Source organism: Rhizobium sp. WYCCWR 11128 (assembly GCF_013416305.1).
Lineage (GTDB): Bacteria > Pseudomonadota > Alphaproteobacteria > Rhizobiales > Rhizobiaceae > Rhizobium > Rhizobium indicum.
On sequence record NZ_JACCEZ010000001.1, the window covers coordinates 1,138,702 to 1,161,585 of the forward strand.

Below are 22,884 nucleotides of genomic sequence, written 5' to 3' on the forward strand. Positions count from 1 at the left end.
ACCTATCGCACCGGCGGCGGCAGCACTTCGAATTTCCAGAATTTTTCCGGGCTGAAATAAGTCGCGGCAAACGCGCGGATATCTGCGGCGGCGACCTTGTCGTAGCCGCTGAGATTGTCGCGTATCCGGTCTAAGCCGCGCGAATCCGTCTGAGCGCCGCGCAAATATTCAATCCAATATTCGTTACCCTGCTGCTGATGCTTCAGTGTCTCGATGATGGGTTCCCGGGCGCGCGCAAGTTCGTCCGGGGAGACATCATGCGACCGCAGATCCTCGGCGATCTCGTCGACGAGTGCGTAGAAGCGCGCGACCTTTGCCGGGTCTGTCTCGGCGTAGAAATATGCGTAGCCGTAGCCAGGGACTTCACTTGACAGGTCAGCATCGCCCTCCAGCACATAACCTGCTCCTTCTGCGATGCGAAACTGGTCGATCAACCTGTTTTGGAAAATCTGGGTGGCGAGATTGGCGGCGAAGGACCGCGGCAGGTCGGAAAGCAAATCACCAATCGGAGCCCCTACCGCGGCGGCGGCGTTATCTGCCCTGCCGTTATGGGTCTCCACAACGGGCTTCTCGTTCGTCACCGGAAAACGCACCTCGTTCCGATCGTCGCTCGACATCATCTCCGGGCGCGGCGGCAAGGCGCCAAAGGTTTCAGCCGTCAGCCGGATCGCGTCATCCACCGCCACGTCGCCGACAATGGTGATATCGATCGGGCCGTTGGAGATCATAGGTTGGAATAGCGCCTCGAAATCGTCTGGATGAGCGGCCGACAACTGCGCGCGATCGGGGAAGGTCCAGCGCCGGTCGCCCGAATGCACGAGACCTGGGAAATCGCGGCTGACAATGCCGCCGGGCGTCGCCTCATACTGATCGAGACCGCTCAAATAGGCTTGCTGCACGCGCTTGAACGCCTCGGGGCGATAGGCAGGATCGGAGGTGTATGCGGTCATGAGCTGCAGTTGCGTCGCAAGATCTTCAGTCCTTGTATGACCGTCGAACCTGAAGGAGCTGTCGCCTACCGAAAAATCGATGCTGACGATGTTGGCCGTCAGCGCTTTCTGGATATCCTGGTAATCCATGGCCTGCACGCCGGACAGCACGACGGCCGGAGATGCCCAGATCGGAGCGGAACGGTCGTGCGGCAGGTGCAGCCGACCGCCGCCGATATCTTCACGCACCAGCACTTCGTTGGCACGCAGCTTGGTTGGCTTGACGGTAAGCCGCACGCCGTTGGAAAAGCGCACCATGGTCAAGCCGAGATCGTCGATGGCGCGGCGTTCGACCACAGCGCCTGGCGCGCCGAAATGGGCGTAGGGCCAGGCGACGTCAGTTGCACTGGATAGTGCCGAGACGGCAACGGCATTTGACGCATCGTAGACTTGCCGAACCGCGTCGGCTCCGCCCTCAGGTGATTGGGCCGTCTGTAGCACGACCTGCGGACCGTTGCCGGAGAAAGCATGCTGCAGCGCCTGATTGACCTCGGCCGCCGTGACGCCGTTCGTCATCGTCTCGAACAGCGAGAGTTCTTCGGTAGGCGAGGTGAAGACTTGATCGTCATCGACGCTGCTCGCCAACATGGAAGCGACGTCGGTGGTCGTGCGCGTCGCGGCTCCGGCCGCAGCAGCCTGCAGGGCCGAGCGATAGTCGAGAATTTCGCGATCGATTTCCGCCTGCGTAGCGCCGAACTCCTGGATACGACGCTGTTCCTGGTCAATGGCCGTGAGCGCCGCCTGCCATTTGTCCGGCTCGGAGTTCGCCGCGATCAGGACGACATGAGCGGAATCGAGGAGATCTTGAGAGCCGATGCCCGCACTGATGAATGGAGCATCCGCCTTGCCGGCGATGGTGCTAACCCGGCGATTGAGCACGATGAGACCGAGATTTTCAATAAGCTCAGCGCGGCGCTTGGCGAAGGTGTCAGGCGCGGCGTCATAGAGACGTGTCCAGGCGACCTGTACGCTCGTCATGCCGCCGGGAACAACGATGAGGTTGGCGCTTTCGCCTTTCGTCACCAGCGTGCCGAGATCCGGTTTTGTCGGCGTCGGATCCACAGCCTTCCAGTCGCCGAAGCGCTGCCGGATTTCCGTTTCCATGGCGACGGGGTCGACATCGCCCACCACCACCAGCGTTGCCCGATCGGGTCGGTAATTGGCCCGGTAATAATCACGGACAAGGGCCACAGGCGCATTGCTGATGATGTCGGCTTTACCGATCGGTGCCCGCATGGTCGCGCGCTTGCCGGCGAGCAACGAATTCATGATTTCGAGCGCCGCGCGATACTGCGGCGTGTCGCGCAGCCGCTCCTCCGACAGGATGACGCCGCGTTCGCGATCGAAGGCGCCGGCGTCGAGGGTCAGCTCGCTCGCCGTTTCTCGCATCAGCATCAGGCCCGTCGAAACCGTGTCTGCATCGACCTCGGGCAGATCGAGTGCATAGACAGTCTCGTCATAAGAGGTATGGGCGTTGGTGTCCGGCCCGAAAGCCAAACCCTTGCGCTGCAAGATACGGATCATCTCCCCTTCGGCGACATGTGTCGAACCCTTGAAGGCCATGTGCTCAAGAAAATGCGCCAGACCCTGCTGGTTGTCGTTTTCGTCGAGCGAACCTGAGCCAATGCGAAAGCGGATCGCTGCCTGTCCGGGCGGCGTGACATTGCGCATAGTCGCAAACCGCATGCCGTTGGCGAGCATGCCGAAACGCACATGAGGGTCGGCTTTGATGTCGCTTTGCGTTTGTGGCCAGGGCACGGACAGGCTGTTCGCATAGGCTGGCGACGTGAAGCTTGCGACGAGGGAGACCGTCGCGAGAAACCAGCACACCGTGGAGCATTCCATTTTTTTATGAGACATTCTTGTCCAGGTGATGAGAATGAATGGGGTAGATGGCGTCAATCTGACTATTCCACAGGTTGCATTTCCCATCAACTTCCATGTGTGTAACGAATAAGAAGTAGATAACTCTGCCCAGAACAGGATGATTTTTGGGCCCGGTCGGCCTAAAATCTGAATCCTGTTCTCAATTAAAGAGTTAGAGCATGATGTCGTCCGAAAACCGCTCACACTTTTCGGCATCATGCTCTAGGTGTCAGACCAATGTCATCGAACCCGCCTAAGGGATTGCGCCTCGATGCAGTCACCAGGAGGCGTTTTTCGATGGCGACATTGGAGCAGGTCGCGTTCCGAGCAGGATGCTCGCTGGCGACCGCAAGCAGGGTTCTCAACCGCAACGGACCGGCCAGCGACCTGATGGTGCGCAAGGTGCGCCGCGCGGCCGCCGAACTCGGCTATCGCCCGGCCGGTCTGTCTGCTGGGCGGCTCGGACGCAGGCCCGTCATCGGCGTGCTGATCCCGAGCATCACCAATCCGGTCTTTGCCTCGTCGCTGTCGAGCATCCAGAACCGCATGCTGGTGGCCGGGCATGGTGTCTTGATCGCCCAGTCGAATTACGATCCGGCGCGCGAGGCCGATGCCGTCGCAGCACTCTTGAACGACCGGCCGACCGGGCTGATCCTCACCGTCTGCGATCCATCCACCAGCAAGGCGCTGCTTGCGAAGCTCCCGCCGACCGTGCTGCTCAACAACCTGCCGACGGCGCAGTTTCCGGCGGCTGTTACCGCCGACAATCGCGGCGCCGGCCGCGAGATCACGACCTTCCTGATCGGCATGGGCCATCGCCGCATTCTGTTTCTCTCCGGTAATTTTGCCGCCTCCGACCGCGCCCACCTTCGCTACCGCGGTTACCTCGACGCCATGGCCGTGAGCGGGCTGACACCCCTCGATGCCGTGCAGATCCCGTTCGTCAGCGGCTATGACCAGCTCGATCTTGGCGTCGCGATGACTTCGCTTGCGCCGACGGCGATCATCGCCTCCAACGATCTGCTGGCGCTCGGCGTCATCGGCGCGCTGAAGCGCGAGGGGCTGTCGGTGCCTGGGGATGTTTCGGTCGCCGGCTTCGACGGCATCGCCATCGGCCGGCTGATCGATCCACCCCTGACGACCATTGAAATGCCGGATGCCAGCATGGGGGCAACGGCCGCCTCGCTGCTTCTCGACATGGCGGAGAATGCCGCCCCTGCCCGTCATCTCGATGTCGCCTATACGCTTCGCCGCGGCGGCACCGTGCGCGCCATCTGACGCTTGCGAAACAAGAAGGCCGCCACGCGCTCGGCGTGGCGGCCTTGCCCTGTTCCCAATCGGGAAGCCGATCAGCTGCGCGGCAGCATGCCCTCGACATCGGCGGCTGCGTCATCGAGCGCTTCCTTCGGCTCGGCCGACTGGTCGACGATGCGCGAGAGGTTGTCGACGATCGTCTGCGTGACCTTGACGCCGTTCGAGCCTGGGAAGGCATACCAGGGGATCATCACCGGCATCTGGCTGAGGCCTGCCTGGAACAGCGGGTTCTGCTTGTAGAAATCGCCGAGATAGTCGGCAGATTTCGCGGCGAGCTCGTTGTTCGGGACATAACCGGTGCCGGGGACGACGACGGAAGCGCCATAAGGGCCGGCGGCGAATTTGGCGAACTTCCAGGCAGCATCCTGCTTGGCGGCATCATGCGTCAGGATGACGACGGCGTTGCCGCCCGTCGGCAGGCGGCCATTCACCGGATCGATCAATGGGATCTTGGCGGTGCGCAGATCGAATTTGTTGCCGACATTCTTGATCGTGTTGCGCAGCGCGCCTGTGGTCTGGAATTCGAAACCGACCTTGCCGGCTGCGAAAGCCTGTTCGCCGGCGGCCTTGGTGAACACAGGCATGCCGCCCTCGGTGACCAGGCGATGCAGGACCTCGACGGCCTTCTGACCTTCCGGGCCGTTGAAGGCGACCTTGCTTTCGTCGTCGCTCAGCATCTTGCCGCCGGCGCCGAAGAGCAGTGCCGAAAACATCCAGTCATCACCCTGCCAACGGAAATCGATGCCGTCGACGCCATCGCCGAGCGCCTTGATCTTGCCGCCGAGCGCGATGACCTCATCCCAGGTCTTCGGCGGATTTTCTGGGTCGCCACCGGCCGCCTTCACGAGATCGGCGTTGTAATACATGATCGGGTTGGAAGTCGCGAAAGCCAGGCCCACCTGCTTGCCCTTGACCTGGGCGAGCTTGAGGATCGTGTCGGAGAAGCCCTGCTCGGCCATATTGCCGTCCTTCTGGACGAGCGGGCCGAGGTCGACGGCGACGTCGCGTTCGTCGAGCATGCGCAGGCGGTTGAGGCCGATGAAGGTGATATCGGGCATTGCGCTGGTGCCGACCTGGCGAAGGATCGTCTGGATGCCTTCTTCATAGGTCGCCGACGGGCTGGCGAACTGGATCTTGATATCGGGATTTTCTTCCATGAACTTCTTCGAGATCGTATCCATCACGTCTTTGAAGAAGCCCGGCATCGGGTAGTGAACCGTCAGCGTCGTCTCGGCATGCGCGGGAAGCGCGATTGCCATCGAGACGGCCGCTGCGGCGAGAAGCTGGGTGATATGTTTCATCGCTCGTTCTCCTGGGTTGAAACCGGTCAGCCTTTGAGACCGGTCATGGTGATGCCCTCGACGAACCGCTTCTGCGCAAGCAGGAAGGCGATGACGAGGGGAAGGGTAATGATGAGGGTCGCCGCCATCAGCGCGCCGTAGTCGTCGCCGGCCTCGGCGGCGCGGAAATACATCAGACCGAGCGGCGGCGTAGCGTAGTCCTGCTTGCTGATGACAATCAGCGGCCAGTAGAGATCGTTCCAATGGGCGACGACCGAAAAGATGGCGAAGGCGGTGACCGCCGGCCAGGCATTCGGCACGATGACGCGGGCGACAATGCCGAGTTCCGACATGCCGTCGAGACGCGCGGCATGGATGAGATCATCCGGCATGGCGCGGAAGAACTGCAGGAACATGAAGATCGCAAAGACCGAAATGGTGAAGGGCGCGACAAGGGCGGCATAGCTGTTGAGCAGCGAGGCGCGGTCGAAAGCGACATAGAGCGGCAGCGCGGTCGCGTGGATCGGCACCAGCAGGCCGAGCATGACAAGCACCATCATGGCGCGGGCGGCGCCGAAGCGCAGCTTTGCCATGGCATAGGCGCAAGGGATCGCCACCAGTACCTGGAAGAAGAAGATCAGCCCGCAGACGACGACGCCGTTCCACAACAGCTGCGCCATCGGCACTCGGCTCAAGGCCTTGGCGAAATTCTCGGCATAGGTGAAGTGCGCCGGGATCAACGACAGCGACGAGGTGAAGATGTCGCTTTGGGCTTTGCCTGCCGTCGAGATCATGAAGACATAGGGCGACAGGAAGATGATCGCGCCCAAGGAAAGCAAGGTGAGACGGATTATCCTGCCGAGGGAAAAAGCGCTCGTCATCATGTGTAATGCACCCGGCGGTCGAGAATGCGGTACTGCAGGAACATCAGCACCACCAGTATCAGGAGGAAAACCACCGTCATCGCCGAGGCATAACCGACGCGCAGGTAGACGAAGCCCTCCTGGTAGATCGTAAAGAGCAGCACCTCCGACGCCTTGTTCGGGCCGCCCTCGGTCAGAGTCTTCACCGTTTCGAAGACCTTGACTGAATTGGTGATACTGATGGTGATGACGAAGAGCGTCGTCGGCCCGAGCATCGGCCAGGTGACGAGCAGAAAACGGTCGAGGGAGGATCTGGCGCCATCCACCTCGGCTGCCGCGTAAAGCTCGCGCGGGATCGCCGTCAGCCCGGCGAGGAACAGCACCATGTTGAAGCCGGCCGATTGCCAGACGCCGATGATCGAGAGGCTGTAGAGCACCGTGCCGGAGCTGCCGAGCCAGTTCGGGCCTGGAAGCCCGACGAGGGCGAGCAGCGCATTGAGCGGGCCGATTGTGGGGTGGAACATATATTGCCAGACGGTCGCCATGGCGACGATCAGCGAAGCGACCGGCAGAAAATAGGCGGTGCGGAAGAAGCTGCGCGCCTTAGTCTCACTCTCGATCAGCATGGCGATGCCGAGGCCGAGAAGGATCGAGACCGGTGCGACGAGCGCCGTGTACACCGTCGTATTCCACAGCGACTTGCGAAACGTCCGGTCGGTGATCAGGTGCGCGTAATTCTCGAAGCCGACGAAACGGAACTTACCGTAGCCGAGTTCGAAATCGGTGAAGCCGAGCACGATGACTGATACAACCGGCAAAAGCACGAAGAGGAACAGCAGGATCATAGCCGGCATCACCAGCATCCAGGCGATGCGGGCCTCGCTGCGCCGATGCGCAACGGCGGCATCGTGTGGCACGGCCATGGAGACGATGCTAGCCATGCGCCCTCTCCCGCTGGGCATCGCTTATTGCGAGCCCGGCATCGCTTGCAGCGAGCCCGGCATCGCTATTGGCGAGCCCGGCATCGGCAGCGCCGAGCCCGGCATCACCCGTTGCAACGCCGCCGGCCAGCCGGCTGCCGTCCTCGGCAAAGATCAGCGTGCGGCCGGGCGAAAGCCGCAGCCCGACCGGATCGCCGGCCACAAGGCCGGAGGCTTCGGCGGGTTGAACCTTGGCAACGATAGTCTCGCCGATCGCCTCGAGCCGGCAATGGAGGATGACTTCGGAGCCCAGGAATTCGACGCGTTCGATCCGGGCGGCAAGGCCGTCATGCCGGTTCTTGGACAGAAAGACGAATTCGGGGCGAATGGCGAGCGTGACCGGCATCTTCCCGTCGTGCGCATTTTCAAGCGTCAGGCGCAGGCCGCCGCAGAGAATGACGCCGCCTTCTGCAAAGGCCGGCAGCAGATTGATGCGTGGCTGGCCGATGAAGCGGGCGACCTCGATATGGGCTGGATCGTCATAGATGACCTCGGGGCTCGCGATCTGCAGCAACTTTCCGCCCATCATCACGGCGACCCGGTCGGCCATGGACAGCGCTTCCGCCTGGTCGTGGGTGACATAGAGCGTCGGCACGCCGGCGCGGCGATGCAGGTCGACGATCTCGCCGCGGGCGTGGACGCGCAGATTGGCATCGAGATTGGAGAGCGGTTCGTCCATCAGGAAGATGCTCGGCTGGCGCACCATGGCGCGGGCCAGCGCCACGCGCTGGCGCTGGCCGCCCGACATCTGGCCGGGCTTGCGGTCGAGCAGATGGTCGATCTTCAGCGACGTCGCCATATCCCTGACGTCGCGGGCGATCGCCCTGCGGGTGGCGCGCTGGCCCCGTATCAACGACCCGATGAAGGGCAGTCGCTGCAACCTCGATAGCCGGCGCATGGCCAAGGGCACGGCGATATTCTCAGAGGCCGTCAGATGCGGATAGAGCGCGTAGGACTGAAAGACCATGGCGATGTTGCGGTCGGCAGCGGCAACGCCCGACATATCCAGCCCGCCGATCAGGATCTCGCCTTGGTCGGCGTGGTCGAGGCCGGCGAGAACGCGCAACAGCGTGCTCTTGCCGCAGCCGGAAGGGCCGACCAGCGCGATGAATTCGCCGGCGGCGACATCCAGGCTGACACCACTAAGGATCTGGTTGCCGCCGAACGCCTTGGTGATGCCGCGAAGCGAGAGCGCGCTCATTCGACGGGTTCCCGCTGCTTGACCGCCTGGGGGTAGACTTCGTGCACGACATGGTCGAGCACATGCGCGGTCATGCCGGGAACGGCGACGATGGTGCTTTCGACTGTCGTACCGAATTCGTGGACGACCGCGCCGATCAGGCGCTCGCCCGGCATCTCGCGCTCCATCTTGTCGATGATGAAGGCGGCCGAGGGACCCCATGTCAGCTGGGTATTGTCAAAGCGCCCCTGCCAGGCCCAGTGGAGATGGCCGCTCGCAAACAGCGCCACGTCATGGGCAGCAATCAGATCATAGAGCCGGCGGCGCTGAGTCGGGCGAACGCTCCAATATCCGGTATCGCCTTCGTCGGGTGCATCGACGAACAGCGGCTTGTGCGCGAACAACGCTACGCGCCGCCCTGCCCTGCCGGACAGCGACTGATCGAGCCATTCGAACTGCGCCTCCTCTTCGTCATCCTCATGGCCGAGAAGCAGCGCGTTCAATCCGATGAAGCGCCAGCCGGCCGCATCCTCCAGCCAGCGGTCGGGGCCGGCTAGGCTGCGCCAGCGCGACAGCCGCTCGGCATTGACCGGCTGGTCCGATCCTTTGAGATGGCCGACATCGTGATTGCCGGGGACGATCAGCATCGGGATAGACACCTGACGCATCAGGTCCATCGAGAAGGTGATATCCGCGTCCTTGTCGGCGCCATCGACGGTGAGATCGCCGGTATGGACGATCAGGTCCGCGCCGGTCCCTTCGATCCAGCTCAGAAGCGGCGCCCAATTGCCGTTGAAATGCGGCTTATCGGGGCTGAAATGAGTGTCGGTGATCTGAATGATTTTCATGGGGGCGCGTCTCCGAGACGTCGGCAGCACCTCACCGGCGCTCCCTTCTCGTGCCCTCTCTAGAAGGCTCCCATGTCAATCACACAGCTGAAGTTTTCAGCTGTTTCTCAGTTCTGACATCAATCTGTCATGCTGGTGAAGACCGCCTGCCGGAACCGGGACAGCCTTCACCTGTATTTGGAATTAAGAATACGCAGTTGCGTTGCAATCAGTGCCGTGGTGCGTTGGCGGGAATGGACGATACCGTTGCCGAGACTGGGTCGCTTGCAGGAAAGCTGTCCTCGAGGCCTTCATCGAGTTCCTCTTCCAACGTTTGCCTGTCGCCGGCCGAGCGCGCACTCGGCTGGCCGATCAAGCCCTTGCTGCCTTCGTCGAAATTGCCGTTGCTCAAGGCATCGTAACGGTTGATGCTGCCATCTGCTTCCACGCCGGCAAAAGAGGTCAGCTGAACCATCATGACCTTGGCGTGGTCGACCGCCTTCGTATCATCGAGTTCGCCATGGGAGTTGTCGATTTTGACGGAAATCGATTCTCCTCCCTCGCCCAGGAATTCGACGGTAAAGATGTCGCCGGCCTGTGTAACTCGCGTATCGATCAGCTGCATGGAAACCTCCTGTGTTTCATGCACCTCAACGGCCCATCCAGGTCCGGAGTTCCACGGCAACGCCATTTCCGGGCAAAGCGATGGGTCATCGAGCAATGGGCCAGCTCGGAACAAAAAGCGGCTATGCGAGTTCATACGCAGTTCAACAGGTCGCATCCATGCCGAAATTGCCACTGTCGCCTTCCGAGAAACGCTCGTTCTCCACTATTCCCGCAGATCAGAAACTCGCTTTGATATCGAGCTATTCAGAAGCGCTACGTAAGCTCGCCAGATCGACTGAGGCGGTCGGACGGGCCGATATGCTGCCGAAACTGATCCAGGTGGCGGACGGACTGGACGGTCTGGCAACCGCGATTGCCGAGACGGAGGCCGGAACCGAGGTGATGGCGCGCACGGCGCGGCTGATCCGGGCGACCGAGGGGATGCTGGCGTCGATGTCCTCGTCATTAGTCATCCATTAAATGTCACCCTTCGCGAGTGACCGGATCAAATGCCGCCGCGCCCCTCGCTCCTGAGTTTTATGGTTAATTTATTAATAACTCTGGATTTATAAAAGGAACCGGACGCCCTTTCCAAATGTTGATGCTCCGCCTGGAGGAACCCTCGATGATCCTGAAAATCCTTGCCCCCAAGATCGACGCCGATTGCCATGACACCGGCACCTGGCCCGACGGAATTTTCGCCGAAAACCGGATCGATCTTTCCGCTCGCCGCGACGGCCGCCGTCGCTCGCCGCATGAGCGCGACTACGCCAATGACAGGAAAGTGGAAAATCTGCCGCTCGGCTTTGTCTGACCGTTCCGGGCGTGGCGCGTCACAACCTACGAAAGACCAGAACGCCTGATGCCGGCAACACGGCATTCAGCACTCCCGCAGTGGCTCTGATCCTTCCGCCGCCATTACCAACGTTCCAGCCGCCATATGTGTCAGCATCGGTATTGAAGATCTCCTCCCAGAGATCATCCCCCAGACGTTCGCTGTGCAGCCGATAGCCGTGTTCGAAGGGCGCGTCGTTCAGCGACCCCACAACAAGGAAATCCTCGCCGTCATTCCATCGATGAAAAGCGATCACCCGATTTTCGTCGTGAACCAGGGGAATGTCGATGTTGCGGGAGCGAATGGCATCCTGATGGACGCTGAGCGCGATCAGATCGCGATAACAGCTGAGCATCCCTGCGCCGCTACCATCAGCTTCGCCGAGAATATTCTCCCGGTTGTCGAGGAAATCATTGTAGCGATAGGGCTTCTGGGCGCCGATTTCCTCGCCCATGAAAAACATCGGCGTGCCCGGCGATAGCAGCGTCATCGCCGCCGCGAACCTCGATCTCGCCTCCGCCCATGCCCTGGTCTCACCGACAACAGGCGCGAAATTGACGGCGATAACAGCGGTTCGCGCCGATCCCTCACGATTGCCGCAATCGTCATGCGACTGGTTGTAGACCACCTTGGATCGCGCGCTCGTTTGCAGCGCGCCGGCAAGAGACGACATGGTCAGCGCCCGCTTGTCCCCGAAACCGGCATTCTTCAACAGCTGCGCCTGTGCGCCGCCGTGATATTCGACGAGGTTGTGATGAAAATCGCCGTACCAGGTCGCATCGAAGCCGAGCCCGTCGCCGGTCAGGCTCGGCTCGGTCATCGCCGACCAGTCCGAATAATCCTCGGCCGTCAGGAAAAGCTGCGGTTTGATCAGCCGCATCGTGCGGGTCCACTGCTTCAGAAACTTGGCCCCGAAGGCAGCGGCCCGATCGGCGCGCCGGCCATCGGCATGCAGGACCGGATATTGGTGGATCGAACTTGTCTGATCGAGCCGGAAACCATCGATATGGCAGACGGAGACGAGAAATGCTGCGCTGGAGATAAAAAGCTGGCGCACGGCTTCCTCATCGAAGCGGGGCGCCCATCCCGTGGAGATGTTGTCGATATAGCCGCCTGTCGGGTCGGCGTAGTCGCCGGGGCGTCCCTCGTACCAATAATAGATATTGCGGGTGTGATCGTTGGAATCATAGGCCCATTGCGCCCGTTCGCCATCCGGATCGAAGTGGTTGTAACAGACATCAAGGATGACGGCGATGCCGCGCTGGTGGCAGACCTTGACGAACATCTTCAGCCGATCGGTGCCGCCTGCCCCCTGATCGGCGGCAAAGAAATGCGACGTGCCGTAACCCCAGTTGGCCCGCGTCTCGAATTCCGCAATCGGCAGCAGTTCCACGGCGTTGACGCCGAGTGCCGACAGATGCTCGATGAAGGCGATGGCATCGTCAAGCGTGCCGGGCGCGGCCTTGCCGAAACCGAGCGCGCCGACGTGCAGTTCATAGATCACCAGATCCTCAAGCCGCTCCGGAAGTGTTCGACCTCCAACGAATTCGTCAGCCCAGAACGTCTCGGCGGCAACCTCCTGCGCGGATGGAAGTACGACCCGCTTCGGATCGCAGACGACCGAGCAGCTTTGCGGTCCGTCCAATGCGGCCGGCGATCCGTGATAGATCGCTCCATCCGGATCGAAGTCTCCCGCGCCGATCTGCATGAGCGACCAGATATCGGTGCGGTAGGCGAGCGATCCATCATCCCTGGTGATGCGGTACATATAGGGCGTGCCGACCATGCTGTCGAAATCGGAAAGGCCGTGGTCCTCGCCGGTTTCAACGCTCCAGAATCCATCAACGGTCTTTCGCATCCCGATGGTTGCCACCGTTCCGGTGCCGTCATCGGCGATGTAACCGATGGCGGGATCGGCAAGCACGAGCGAAACGGCCCTGGCATTCGGCGCCCAGACCGAAAAGCGAATGCCGTCGACACTGTTGCGCCTTTCAACCCGGTTCGCCCCCAGACGGCCGATCCATGTCAGATAATAGGTCTGTGGCGCCATCCCCTGCTGGAGATCGAAGGAACGTTCCCGACGCGTCGAGGCCTTGTCGTCCAATTCGGCGGTGATCGCCCACAGGCTTGAAGCGCCGGGGCGATCGAGTTCGATCCCCCAGCGAAAATGCGTGTCGACCTCGTCATCGGGAAAAGAAACCCTCGCGACGAAGACATCATAGCCATCCTCGTCGCGAGAGCGCTGCATCGGAATAGATGTCCACTCGTTCGAGGGACGGCCCTGCTCGTCCCAACTGCCGCGGAGACGGACATTATCGAACGCCGTCGACGGCAAGCCGCTGCGAAACCGGAATTGAACATTAACGGTCATCGGATCCTCCGGGCCACGTTGGACTTCGCCAGATTCTGCCTATGCGTCTGTTTCACGGGGTCATGATCGGCCGGCTGGATGCAAAAATGCAAGCGCAGATTCTGTATTAAAACCGATCCGGCGCGGGCCACATTCAGGACAATTTATCATGGTTAACGGGCAGTACTGCACGGCCCTCCTCGTGTATTAAATCGAATTGGCATCAGAAATGTGAAGAATAAATTCCCATCGCCAATTCCCTCATAAACTGGGAGAAAAACTTTGGCTCAAGCCGTTAGAATAAACGATATTATTCGTTCCTTTGGAATTGACACGCATATCGACTACACCGACGGAAAATATTCCAATGTCGGAGAAGTTGTTAAGGCTCTCGACTATCTTGGCCTTGATACCGTTCGCGATCACGCCCCCAACTCCGCCTCCGATCCCAACGGCCAAACGCATCTCGGCGATGCCGCGGAAGCCGGCGTGCAATTCGTTTTCAGCGCCCAGCGCGAAGTCGACCCCGCCACTGTCGCCCAGCGGCTGCATGCCTTCGTGCAAGCCCATCCCGGATCGGTCGTCGGCATCGAAGGTCCGAACGAAGTCAATAACTGGCCGGTCAGCTATCATGGGCTGAGCGGCCAGGCAGCAGCAGTCGCCTATCAGAAGGACCTGTCTGCCGCGGTCAACGCCGATCCCTTGCTGAAGAATATCCCAGTCCTCGGCTTTACCGGATATACGGTCGCTTCGGCCTCCGACTACACGACGATCCACACCTATGCGAAGGATGGCGACCAGCCATTCTCGTGGCTTTCCCGAGAATCCGGCGTTCAGCGCGCTGCCGATCCGGGCAAGCCACTGGCGATCACCGAAACCGGTTACCACACCTCGCTCACCGCCGACACCAATGGCGGTTGGGAAGGCGTCAGCGAAGCGACGCAGGCAAAGCTCCTGCTCAATACGCTGATGGACGGTGCGGCCCTCGGATCGAAAAAGACATTCATCTACGAGCTGCTGGACGCCTATTCCGATCCGCAGGGCACCAACCAGGAGCGGCATTTCGGTCTCTTTCATCTCGACTATTCAGCCAAACCGGCTGCAACGGCGATCCACAATCTGACCGCCATCCTTGAAGACGACGGCGCAACGAAGGCGAGCTTCAGCGCGGGAACACTCAATTATTCGATCGACGGTCTGCCGTCGTCGGCCCGCAGCCTGCTGACGGAAAAATCGGACGGAAGCTACCAGATCATCGTCTGGAACGAGCCAGATATCTGGAACCAGTCCTCCGACACAGCCATTCAGGCCGCGACAACAGCCGTCAAAGTCAATCTCGGGGCCTCGTTCGGCTCTGTGAAGGTCTTCGACCCGGTGACCGGGACGACGGCGATCAAAAGCCTCAGCAACGTGTCGTCGCTGACGCTCGATGTCACCGATCATCCCTTGATCATCGAGGTAGCAGGCAGCGGCGCCAGCACGCCGCCGGCCACCAACCATCTCTATGGCGGCGCCGGCAACGACACCTTCACCGTGACCAATGCGAACCAGATCGTCGACGAAAGCCGGGGCGGCGGAACGGATACTGTAAAGGCTTCGATCAGCTTCAGCCTGGCCGATCAGAAGCATACGGTCGGAATGATCGAAAACCTCACCTTGACCGGGACGGCCAATCTCAGCGCGACAGGCAACAATACGGCCAACATTCTCACGGGCAACGACGGAAACAATTTTCTCAACGGCGGGAAAGGGAACGACCGATTGATCGGCGGGCTTGGCAATGACAAGCTGATCGGCAAGACCGGTGCTGACGTTCTCACGGGCGGAGGCGGAGGCGATTCCTTCGTCTTCGATGTGAAGCCCAGCAATACCAGCGTTGACAAGATCGTCGATTTCTCTTCAGCCGCAGGCGATAAGCTGGTGTTCGACGACGCTGTCTTCACCGGGCTCAAGCCATCGAGCTTTTCGGCCGAGAATTTCGTTCTGGGAACGAAGGCGCTCGAGGCTGATGACAAGCTGATCTACGATCAGGCCAGCGGCATTTTATCCTATGATGCGGATGGAAGCGCAGCAGGCGGGGCAATCCATGTCGCCGATCTCGACAATTCCGCCGCACTTCACTTCAAAGATCTCCTGCTTGTCTGAGCCGGTCGGCTCGTCTCATTGCGGGGGCCGGCCTGCAGCGTCACGGGCGGTCGCATCCCCCCTCTTGCCGGAGCCTAAATCCCGGCCACATTCTCCGTTGACGCCACTCGTGCCGCAACGGAGAAGCCTTTGCCCTGGATCGCCTATATCGTCCATTTCATCGCCGCGGCATTTCTGACCAACGGCATCCCGCATTTCGTCGCCGGGGTCAGCGGCCGGCGCTTCCGCATCCCCTTCGCGCAAGGGGCAAAGCTCGGCTCACCGACGGCGAATGTCGTGTGGGGCTGGGCGAATTTCCTCATCGCCTTCCTGCTCTTTGCCAATATCGGGCCGCTCTATATCGGCACGCCGGGTGACACGATCTTCGTGGCAGCGGGCATGCTCGTTGCCGGCATCCTGCTTGCCCGTATTTTCGAGGGTGACGTTTGAGATAACTAACTTGCATGATGATAGTCACTGCTGTAGTGACATCAGCCATGCAGCGAACGAGTTTCAGCGATTTCAAATGCCCGGCGGCGCGCGCGCTCGACAGCGTCGGCGACTGGTGGAGCATGCTGATCCTGCGCGATGCCTTCCAGGGGCTTTCACGCTTCGACGAATTCCAGAAAAGCCTCGGCGTGGCGCCGAACATCCTGACGCGGCGGCTGAAACATCTGACGGAAAAGGGGCTGTTCGAACGGCGTCTCTACCATCAGCGCCCTGCCCGCTACGAATATCGGCTGACGGACAAGGGCCGTGACTTCTTTCCTGTTCTGATGACGCTGTTTTCCTGGGGAAGCCGGCACATTCCCGAAGCGGACCTCGCCTTTCTCTTGGGCGATACCGCTTCCGGCAAAGAGCGCCAGACGATGCTGGTCGATGCGCGGACCGGCGAAGAAGTGACACCTGAAAACACCAGCCTGCTTGCAGGTCCAGCCGCCGACGAGGAGGTGCACCAGCGGATCGCCCGCATGCGCGCCTGGTATCTCGGCATCGACGCATAGAAAGGACAAAAGAATGGATCGCATCGTTGTCACCGGTATGGGACTTGTCTCGCCCCTCGGCACCGGCGTCGAGCCCACCTGGAAGCGTCTTCTCGATGGCGGTTCGGGGCTGCGGGTGCTGGCGGAGGATATTGTCGGCGAGCTCTCGGCCAAGGTCGGTGGCATCGTTCCTGGTATCGCGGAAGATGCTGAGGCTGGTTTCGATCCCGACCGTTGCATCCCGCCGAAGGACCAGAAGAAGATGGACCGTTTCATCCACTTCGCCATTGCAGCGACGGAGGAAGCGGTGAGGCAGGCCGGCTGGATGCCGACCGACGAAGGCGAGCGCGAGCGCACGGCAACGATCATCGCGTCGGGCGTCGGCGGCTTTCCGGCGATCGCCGAAGCGGTGCGGATCGGCGAAACGCGTGGTGTGCGGCGGCTGTCGCCTTTCACCGTGCCCTCCTTCCTCGTCAACCTCGCCGCCGGCCAGGTCAGCATCCGTTATGGCTTCAAGGGGCCGCTCGGGGCTCCGGTGACGGCCTGTGCCGCCAGCGTCCAGGCAATCGGCGATGCGGCGCGGCTGATCCGCTCCGGCGAAGCGGATGTGGCGATCTGCGGCGGCGCCGAGGCCTGCATCGACAAGGTGAGCCTCGGCGGCTTTGCCGCTGCGCGTGCGCTTTCCACCGGTTTCAACGAGACGCCGGAACTGGCGTCTCGCCCCTTCGACACGGCGCGCGACGGTTTCGTCATGGGCGAAGGCGCAGGCATCCTGGTCATCGAGACGCTGGAGCACGCGCTTGCCCGCGGCGCCACGCCGCTCGCCGAACTCGTCGGCTATGGCACGGCTGCGGACGCCTACCACATGACATCAGGCCCCGAAGACGGCAACGGCGCCCGCCGGGCGATGGAGGCAGCACTCAGGCAGGCGAAGATCCCGGCTTCGGAGGTCAGGCATCTCAACGCGCATGCGACCTCGACACCGGTCGGTGACAGAGGCGAGATCGCGGCGATCGGCACGGTCTTCGGCCGCAATGGCGGTGTTGCCGTCAGCGCGACGAAATCGGCGACCGGCCACCTGCTTGGCGCCGCCGGCGGGCTGGAGGCGATCTTCACCATCCTTGCGCTGCGCGACCAGATTGCACCGCCGACCCGCAACCTCGATGAGGTCGATCCAGCCGCCGACGGCATCGATATCGTCGGCAAGACGGCGCGGACGCTGGCGATGGACTACGCCATTACCAACGGTTTCGGCTTCGGCGGGGTGAATGCCAGCGCCCTGTTCCGCCGCTGGTCGTAAAGTCCACTTTCCTTGCGCTGAAAATCGCCTACACTTCTGCTCTATCGGCGATCCTTTCCCCGATAGAGCCGGAGATACCCCATGCGCGCCTTCTTCGCAGTTCTCATCCTGTGTGCCGCGTCCGCCCTCTCCCCCGTCTCGGCCCGCGCCGAAGATCCGATCGACACGACGCGGACGATGATCGAGGACCAGATCAACGCCTTTCTCAAGGACGATGCCGAGACCGCCTATTCCTTCGCCGCTCCCGGCATCCGGGCGCTGTATCCCGACAAGAACCTGTTCTTCGCCATGGTGAAGAAGAGCTACGAGCCGGTCTATCACCCCGGCAATTACGCCTTCGGGCGCAGCCGCTCGATCGACAACGGCGCGCTGATCTATCACGAGGTGCTGATTTCAGGCCGGGACGGCAAGGACTGGACAGCGATCTACCAGATCATGCGTCAACCGGACGGCAGCTACAGGATCAACGGCGTGCAGATCATGCCGGACGCAGACAGCAAGGGCATTTGATCCCGATCTGATCAAACTTCGTCTGATTGGCTTAAACCGGTTCGAGATCGCCCCTCGCCCATTCCTCCTGCGTTTCCGCCATGAAATCGGCGAAGCGGCCTTCGGCGATCGCCTTGCGGATGCCCTGCATGAGCTCCTGGTAATAGGCGAGATTGTGCCAGGAGAGCAGCATGCCGCCGAGCGCTTCGTTGGCGCGGACGAGATGATGCAGATAGGCGCGCGAATAATCACGCGAGGCCGGGCAGTTCGACTGTTCGTCGAGCGGGCGCATATCCTCGGCATGGCGGGCATTGCGGATATTGACCTTGCCGCGGCGAGTGAAGGCGAGACCGTGGCGGCCGGAACGGGTCGGCATGACGCAGTCGAACATGTCGATGCCCCGGGCGACCGATTTCAGAATATCATCAGGCGTGCCGACACCCATGAGGTAACGCGGCTTTTCCAGAGGAAGGACCGGCAGCGTCGTTTCCAGCATCTGCAGCATGACGTCCTGCGGCTCGCCGACGGCAAGGCCGCCGATGGCATAACCCTTGAGGTCGAGCTGGCTCAGCGCCTCGGCCGAGCGGATGCGTAGCGCCGGGATATCGCCGCCCTGGACGATGCCAAACATCGCCTTGCCGGGCTGCTCGCCGAAGGCGACCCTGCAGCGCTCGGCCCAGCGCAGCGACATTTCCATGGCGCGCTCGATCTCCTTCGGCTCAGCCGGCAGCGCCACGCATTCGTCGAGCTGCATCTGGATGTCGGAGCCGAGCAGCCCCTGGATTTCGATGGAGCGCTCCGGCGACATATGGTGCAGGCTGCCATCGACATGTGACTTGAAGGTGACGCCCTGCTCGTCGAGCTTGCGCAGGCCGGACAGCGACATGACCTGGAAGCCGCCCGAGTCCGTCAGGATCGGATGTTCCCAGCGAATGAGCTTATGCAAGCCGCCGAGCCGGGCGACGCGCTCGGCCGTCGGGCGCAGCATCAGGTGATAGGTATTGCCGAGGATGATGTCGGCGCCGGTCTCGCGCACCTGGTCGAGATACATCGCCTTGACCGTACCGACGGTGCCGACCGGCATGAAGGCCGGCGTGCGGATCTCGCCGCGCGGCATGGAGATTTGGCCAAGGCGTGCGCCGGCGTCGGTCTTGTCAAGGGTGAATTGGAAGTTATCTGTCATCTGTCTTTCCGGAAAAGAAGGCTCGCGTCGCCGTAAGAGTAGAAGCGGTAGCCCGTCGAAATGGCGTGTTTATAAGCCGCGTGCATGGTCTCGAAGCCGGCGAAGGCCGAGACCAGCATGAACAGCGTCGAGCGCGGCAGGTGGAAATTGGTCATCAGCATGTCGACCGCCTTGAAGCGGTAACCGGGCGTGATGAAGATGCCGGTAGCGCCGGCCCAGGGCATGATCTCTCCGCTTTCCTCGGCGGCACTCTCGATGAGCCGCAACGAGGTCGTGCCGACACAGACGACGCGCCCGCCTCTTTCCCGCACGGCATTCAGCCGGGCGGCGATCTCGGCGCTGACATAGCCGCTTTCCAGATGCATCTTGTGATCGGCAGTATCGTCGGCCTTGACCGGCAGGAAGGTGCCGGCGCCGACATGCAGCGTGACGAAATGGCGTTCGATGCCGGCCTTGTCGAGCGCTTCGAACAGCGCAGGTGTGAAATGCAGGCCGGCGGTGGGGGCGGCAACGGCGCCCTCCTCGCGAGCGTAGATCGTCTGGTAATCGGCGCGGTCGCGCTCGTCGTCAGGGCGCTTGGCGGCGATATAGGGCGGCAGCGGGATATGGCCGACGGCGGCGATCGCCTCGTCGAGCGCCGGGCCCGAGAGATCAAACAGCAGCGTCACCTCGCCGGCCTCGCCCTTTTCCTCGACGGTGGCATCGAGCGAACCGAGGAAACAGCTTTCGCCGGAATGGCCGAAGCCGATGCGATCGCCCTGCTTGATGCGCTTGCCGGGCTTGGCGAAGGCCTTCCAGCGGCTGGGGCCGGTGCGCATGTGCAGCGTGGCAGACACCTGTTGGCCGCCGGCGCCGTCGCGATGGCGGATGCCCTCGAGCTGGGCGGGAATGACCTTGGTATCGTTGAAGACCAGTGCGTCGCCAGCCCGCAAGAAGGATGTGAGATCGCCGACGCGGTGATCCGACAGGCTGTTTTCCGCATTCGGATCGATGACGAGCAGGCGCGCGCTGTCACGCGGCTCGGCGGGCCGCAACGCTATGCGTTCGTCGGGCAGATCGAAATCGAAAAGGTCTACGCGCATCAGGGCACTTTCAGGCAAAGCGAAACCCGCCCCACGCAGCTATGCGCAAGGGCGGGTTTCAGCAGAAATCATAATCAGACGTCGGCGGCAACCCGCATGGAGACGATCGAGTCCGGATCGGAAACCGGCTCGCCGCGCTTGATCTTGTCGACGTTGTCCATGCCTTCGATGACCTGGCCCCAGACCGAATACTGCTTGTTCAGCCAGGGCGCGTCGGTGAAGCAGATGAAGAACTGCGAATTGGCCGAGTTCGGGTTCTGCGAACGGGCCATCGAGCAGGTGCCGCGCGTATGCGTGGTCGCCGAGAATTCGGCCTTCAGATCCGGCTTCGAGGAGCCGCCCATGCCGGCGCGGCTGGGATTGAAGGTTTCCGAGCCCTTCTTGCCGAATTCGACATCGCCCGTCTGGGCCATGAAGTCCTGGATGACGCGGTGGAAAACGACGCCGTCATAGGCCTTCTCGCGAGCGAGTTCCTTGATGCGGGCGACATGCTCCGGGGCGACCTGCGGCAAAAGCTGAATAACAACCTTGCCCTTGGTGGTTTCCAGAATGACGGTGTTTTCGGGATCCTTGATCTCGGCCATTGTCTTCTCCTCTTGTTTCTCTCGTAACTTACTTCTTGCCCAGGGTGACCTTGATCATCCGGTCGGGACTTTTGACTTCGCCGTTCTGGCCTTCGCCCTTCTTGATCTTGTCGATGTTCTCCATGCCGGAGACGACCTTGCCGACGACGGTGTACTGGCCGTTCAAGAAGGAGCCTTCGGCGAACATGATGAAGAACTGCGAATTGGCGGAATTCGGATCCTGCGAGCGGGCCATGCCGACCGTACCGCGCACGAACGGGGTCTTGGAGAATTCAGCCGGGATGTCAGGCATATCCGAGGAGCCGGTGCCGGCGAGGCTCGCATCGAAGCCCTTTTCCATGTTGCCGTATTTGACGTCGCCGGTCTGAGCCATGAAGCCATCGATGACGCGATGGAAGGCGACGTTATCGTATTCGCCCTTCTTGGCCAGCGCCTCGATCTGGGCGACATGCTTCGGCGCCACTTCAGGCATGAGCTGGATGACAACAGGGCCATCCTTCAGCTGGATGGTGAGATAATGATCGGCCGACTGGGCGAAGGCATCCCCCGCGAAGGAGGCGAGATACAACACGCCGGCAAATGCGAGATAAAAGAGTTTCATATGAGCTCCATTGCGGCGGGTTCCGCCTAGTCTTTGCGCTTGCTAGTTTGGGCGCTTGGATGTGAGGGCTTGCAAGACAGCGGCCGGCACGAAAGCGCTGACATCGCCGCCCATGGCGGCGATCTGGCGGACCAATGTGGCGGTAATGGGCCGCGAGGCCGTGCCCGCCGGCAAAAAGATGGTCTGGATATCGGGCGCCATCGTCCGGTTCATGCCGGCCATCTGCATTTCGTAATCGAGGTCGGTTCCGTCGCGCAGACCGCGGATCAACAGCGTGGCGCCATGGATGCGGGCGGCATCGACGACCAGATTGTCGAAGGAGACGACGGTGATGTCGCCGGTCTTGCCAGGCAGCGCTTCAGCCAGAGAACGGCGGATCAGCTCAGCTCTCTCCTCGAAGGAAAAGAGCGGCGCCTTGCCGGGATGGATGCCGATCGCGACGATCACCTTTTCGGCGACGTTGAGCGCCTGGACCAGAACATCCACATGCCCATTGGTGATCGGGTCGAAGGACCCCGGATAGAAAGCTGTCGTCATGTGGCCCGACCGTTGGTTTGACGCCTTTTGTCACGGATGACGCCTTCTCGCAAGTGATTTGCCCAGCTCCGGCTAGACCGCCGCGCGTCTTTTCAGACGCGTAAAGGACGTTATGCGCCGGGCGGTTAAACGGCGGATGAATGGCCCGTTCAAGACCGTTTCAGACTGGATCTGCTTAACTCCGATCATCAAAGCAGCCGATGCCATTCCGGCATCCGGCGCTCCCCCGAAAGACCAGGTCCATGCTGATCGTGCTCGTTGCACTTGCCGTCATTTCCTCCCTCGCCGCCGAGATGGCCTATGGCTATTTCGCCGATCGATACGAGATGAGCTGGGTGCGGCCGGAGCTTGCCGAGCATGCGGCGATCGTGCGCGCCCAGGGCCGGCTGCGCGAAAAACGAGCTTCGAATCTGAATGCCAGATGAACGAGACATTCAAGGTCGCTTCAGATCGGCATTGGTAAACACCCGATCAACATCCGGCGGAACCATTTACAGACGGATGCGTTCATTCAACCGATACATAGAGCGGCGCGGAAGGATTAAAAATGCCCGGCAAGATTACGATGATTAACGTGCTCTGGATGGTAATGGTCACGGGCATGCTGACCGCAACTGTCGCTCTCTATGATCAGAAGGTTGATACGTCCAAGGTTTATGGACCCTATGCTTCGGCCCGGACGGCCGTACTGGGCCAGTACTGAGGGGCGAGAACGCAACTCCCCAGGAAAGGAATGCCTATGTTCACGATCTTGACAGTGCTCACCGCCCTCATCAGCGTGATGTTCATCGTGTCTGTGGCCTCGACGATTTCAGCGCTCCGGCGCGAAGGCGAAGAGGTGAAGGCGCTGAACGAAAAACATAGAGCATTCTGACGTTCCTTTCTCTCCTCTTCCCACCCTTGAGCGGCAC

The 22,884-nt window shown here is 61.3% G+C and carries 23 protein-coding genes and 1 pseudogene; 11 read left to right on the forward strand and 13 right to left on the reverse strand.

Annotated elements, in window-relative coordinates; translation table 11 throughout:
- Nucleotides 1–2 precede the first annotated feature (2 nt).
- Nucleotides 3–2,849, reverse strand: a complete 2,847-nt coding sequence (locus HX898_RS05550; RefSeq protein ID WP_210273087.1) for an insulinase family protein — start codon at nucleotides 2,847–2,849, stop codon at nucleotides 3–5.
- A 303-nt stretch (nucleotides 2,850–3,152) separates the two neighbouring features.
- On the opposite strand from HX898_RS05550, the gene HX898_RS05555 reads away from it, so the two are divergent.
- Complete coding sequence (locus tag HX898_RS05555; RefSeq protein ID WP_138329464.1) at nucleotides 3,153–4,133, forward strand: substrate-binding domain-containing protein; 981 nt, start codon at nucleotides 3,153–3,155, stop codon at nucleotides 4,131–4,133.
- A 71-nt stretch (nucleotides 4,134–4,204) separates the two neighbouring features.
- Here HX898_RS05555 and HX898_RS05560 read toward each other — a convergent pair whose 3' ends face one another.
- From HX898_RS05560 to HX898_RS05585, 6 genes are all read right to left on the reverse strand, one after another.
- Nucleotides 4,205–5,470 carry an ABC transporter substrate-binding protein gene (locus HX898_RS05560; protein ID WP_138329465.1) on the reverse strand — a complete coding sequence of 422 codons (1,266 nt, stop codon included), beginning with the start codon at nucleotides 5,468–5,470 and terminating at the stop codon, nucleotides 4,205–4,207.
- A gap of 26 nt (nucleotides 5,471–5,496) precedes the next feature.
- On the reverse strand, nucleotides 5,497–6,333 hold the full coding sequence (locus tag HX898_RS05565) for a carbohydrate ABC transporter permease (protein ID WP_129420921.1): 837 nt from the start codon (nucleotides 6,331–6,333) through the stop codon (nucleotides 5,497–5,499).
- Entirely contained in the window at nucleotides 6,330–7,253 is a 924-nt protein-coding gene (locus HX898_RS05570) for a sugar ABC transporter permease (protein ID WP_180194181.1), read from the reverse strand. Before HX898_RS05570 ends, HX898_RS05565 begins: the two co-directional genes overlap by 4 nt.
- Complete coding sequence (locus HX898_RS05575; protein ID WP_180194182.1) at nucleotides 7,246–8,493, reverse strand: ABC transporter ATP-binding protein; 1,248 nt, start codon at nucleotides 8,491–8,493, stop codon at nucleotides 7,246–7,248. Before HX898_RS05575 ends, HX898_RS05570 begins: the two co-directional genes overlap by 8 nt.
- Nucleotides 8,490–9,320: a metallophosphoesterase gene (locus HX898_RS05580; RefSeq protein WP_180194183.1), complete on the reverse strand. Its 831-nt coding sequence runs from the start codon at nucleotides 9,318–9,320 to the stop codon at nucleotides 8,490–8,492. The genes HX898_RS05575 and HX898_RS05580 overlap by 4 nt, the downstream gene beginning before the upstream one ends.
- 208 nt (nucleotides 9,321–9,528) lie before the next feature.
- Nucleotides 9,529–9,924, reverse strand: a complete 396-nt coding sequence (locus HX898_RS05585; protein ID WP_138329470.1) for a hypothetical protein — start codon at nucleotides 9,922–9,924, stop codon at nucleotides 9,529–9,531.
- A gap of 158 nt (nucleotides 9,925–10,082) precedes the next feature.
- Here HX898_RS05585 and HX898_RS05590 point away from each other — a divergent pair, with 158 nt between their 5' ends.
- Both HX898_RS05590 and HX898_RS05595 read left to right on the forward strand, forming a co-directional pair.
- Nucleotides 10,083–10,385 carry a hypothetical protein gene (locus HX898_RS05590; protein ID WP_173862939.1) on the forward strand — a complete coding sequence of 101 codons (303 nt, stop codon included), beginning with the start codon at nucleotides 10,083–10,085 and terminating at the stop codon, nucleotides 10,383–10,385.
- A 145-nt stretch (nucleotides 10,386–10,530) separates the two neighbouring features.
- Nucleotides 10,531–10,719, forward strand: coding sequence for a hypothetical protein (locus HX898_RS05595; RefSeq protein WP_138329471.1), 189 nt, complete (start codon nucleotides 10,531–10,533; stop codon nucleotides 10,717–10,719).
- A gap of 19 nt (nucleotides 10,720–10,738) precedes the next feature.
- Here the strand turns inward: HX898_RS05595 and HX898_RS05600 are convergent, their stop codons facing one another.
- On the reverse strand, nucleotides 10,739–13,111 hold the full coding sequence (locus tag HX898_RS05600) for an alpha-amylase family glycosyl hydrolase (protein ID WP_180194184.1): 2,373 nt from the start codon (nucleotides 13,109–13,111) through the stop codon (nucleotides 10,739–10,741).
- Nucleotides 13,112–13,372: 261 nt separating this feature from the next.
- Here HX898_RS05600 and HX898_RS05605 point away from each other — a divergent pair, with 261 nt between their 5' ends.
- The 5 genes from HX898_RS05605 to HX898_RS05625 all read left to right on the forward strand — a co-directional run bounded on the left by HX898_RS05605 (nucleotide 13,373) and on the right by HX898_RS05625 (nucleotide 18,007).
- Entirely contained in the window at nucleotides 13,373–15,235 is a 1,863-nt protein-coding gene (locus tag HX898_RS05605; protein WP_180194185.1) for a calcium-binding protein, read from the forward strand.
- A 129-nt stretch (nucleotides 15,236–15,364) separates the two neighbouring features.
- Nucleotides 15,365–15,664 (forward strand): hypothetical protein, encoded by a 300-nt coding sequence (locus HX898_RS05610; protein ID WP_138329474.1) that lies wholly within the window; start codon nucleotides 15,365–15,367, stop codon nucleotides 15,662–15,664.
- Between the two features lie 47 nt (nucleotides 15,665–15,711).
- A complete protein-coding gene (locus HX898_RS05615) occupies nucleotides 15,712–16,218 on the forward strand; it encodes a helix-turn-helix domain-containing protein (RefSeq protein ID WP_180194358.1) in 507 nt (168 codons plus the stop codon).
- Between the two features lie 13 nt (nucleotides 16,219–16,231).
- Nucleotides 16,232–17,497, forward strand: a complete 1,266-nt coding sequence (gene fabF / locus HX898_RS05620) for a beta-ketoacyl-ACP synthase II (protein WP_180194186.1) — start codon at nucleotides 16,232–16,234, stop codon at nucleotides 17,495–17,497.
- Between the two features lie 81 nt (nucleotides 17,498–17,578).
- On the forward strand, nucleotides 17,579–18,007 hold the full coding sequence (locus HX898_RS05625; protein ID WP_131645680.1) for a DUF4864 domain-containing protein: 429 nt from the start codon (nucleotides 17,579–17,581) through the stop codon (nucleotides 18,005–18,007).
- 31 nt (nucleotides 18,008–18,038) lie between these two features.
- Here the strand turns inward: HX898_RS05625 and tgt are convergent, their stop codons facing one another.
- From tgt to coaD, 5 genes are all read right to left on the reverse strand, one after another.
- On the reverse strand, nucleotides 18,039–19,169 hold the full coding sequence (gene tgt / locus HX898_RS05630) for a tRNA guanosine(34) transglycosylase Tgt (protein ID WP_062942310.1): 1,131 nt from the start codon (nucleotides 19,167–19,169) through the stop codon (nucleotides 18,039–18,041).
- Nucleotides 19,166–20,251 carry a tRNA preQ1(34) S-adenosylmethionine ribosyltransferase-isomerase QueA gene (gene queA / locus HX898_RS05635; protein WP_138389194.1) on the reverse strand — a complete coding sequence of 362 codons (1,086 nt, stop codon included), beginning with the start codon at nucleotides 20,249–20,251 and terminating at the stop codon, nucleotides 19,166–19,168. The genes tgt and queA overlap by 4 nt, the downstream gene beginning before the upstream one ends.
- A 74-nt stretch (nucleotides 20,252–20,325) precedes the next feature.
- On the reverse strand, nucleotides 20,326–20,835 hold the full coding sequence (locus tag HX898_RS05640) for a peptidylprolyl isomerase (RefSeq protein WP_003539661.1): 510 nt from the start codon (nucleotides 20,833–20,835) through the stop codon (nucleotides 20,326–20,328).
- A 28-nt stretch (nucleotides 20,836–20,863) separates the two neighbouring features.
- Nucleotides 20,864–21,436: a peptidylprolyl isomerase gene (locus tag HX898_RS05645; RefSeq protein WP_180194187.1), complete on the reverse strand. Its 573-nt coding sequence runs from the start codon at nucleotides 21,434–21,436 to the stop codon at nucleotides 20,864–20,866.
- Nucleotides 21,437–21,478: 42 nt separating this feature from the next.
- Nucleotides 21,479–21,973 carry a pantetheine-phosphate adenylyltransferase gene (coaD, locus tag HX898_RS05650; protein ID WP_138329481.1) on the reverse strand — a complete coding sequence of 165 codons (495 nt, stop codon included), beginning with the start codon at nucleotides 21,971–21,973 and terminating at the stop codon, nucleotides 21,479–21,481.
- Between the two features lie 136 nt (nucleotides 21,974–22,109).
- On the opposite strand from coaD, the pseudogene HX898_RS05655 reads away from it, so the two are divergent.
- The 3 genes and pseudogenes from HX898_RS05655 to HX898_RS33410 all read left to right on the forward strand — a co-directional run bounded on the left by HX898_RS05655 (nucleotide 22,110) and on the right by HX898_RS33410 (nucleotide 22,847).
- Nucleotides 22,110–22,398, forward strand: a pseudogene (locus tag HX898_RS05655) (hypothetical protein).
- Between the two features lie 122 nt (nucleotides 22,399–22,520).
- A complete protein-coding gene (locus HX898_RS05660) occupies nucleotides 22,521–22,676 on the forward strand; it encodes a hypothetical protein (protein WP_003539654.1) in 156 nt (51 codons plus the stop codon).
- A 36-nt stretch (nucleotides 22,677–22,712) separates the two neighbouring features.
- The gene (locus tag HX898_RS33410) at nucleotides 22,713–22,847 is read left to right on the forward strand and encodes a hypothetical protein (RefSeq protein WP_018445350.1); all 135 of its coding nucleotides are present in this window, start codon (nucleotides 22,713–22,715) and stop codon (nucleotides 22,845–22,847) included.
- The last annotated feature ends 37 nt before the right edge of the window (nucleotides 22,848–22,884 follow it).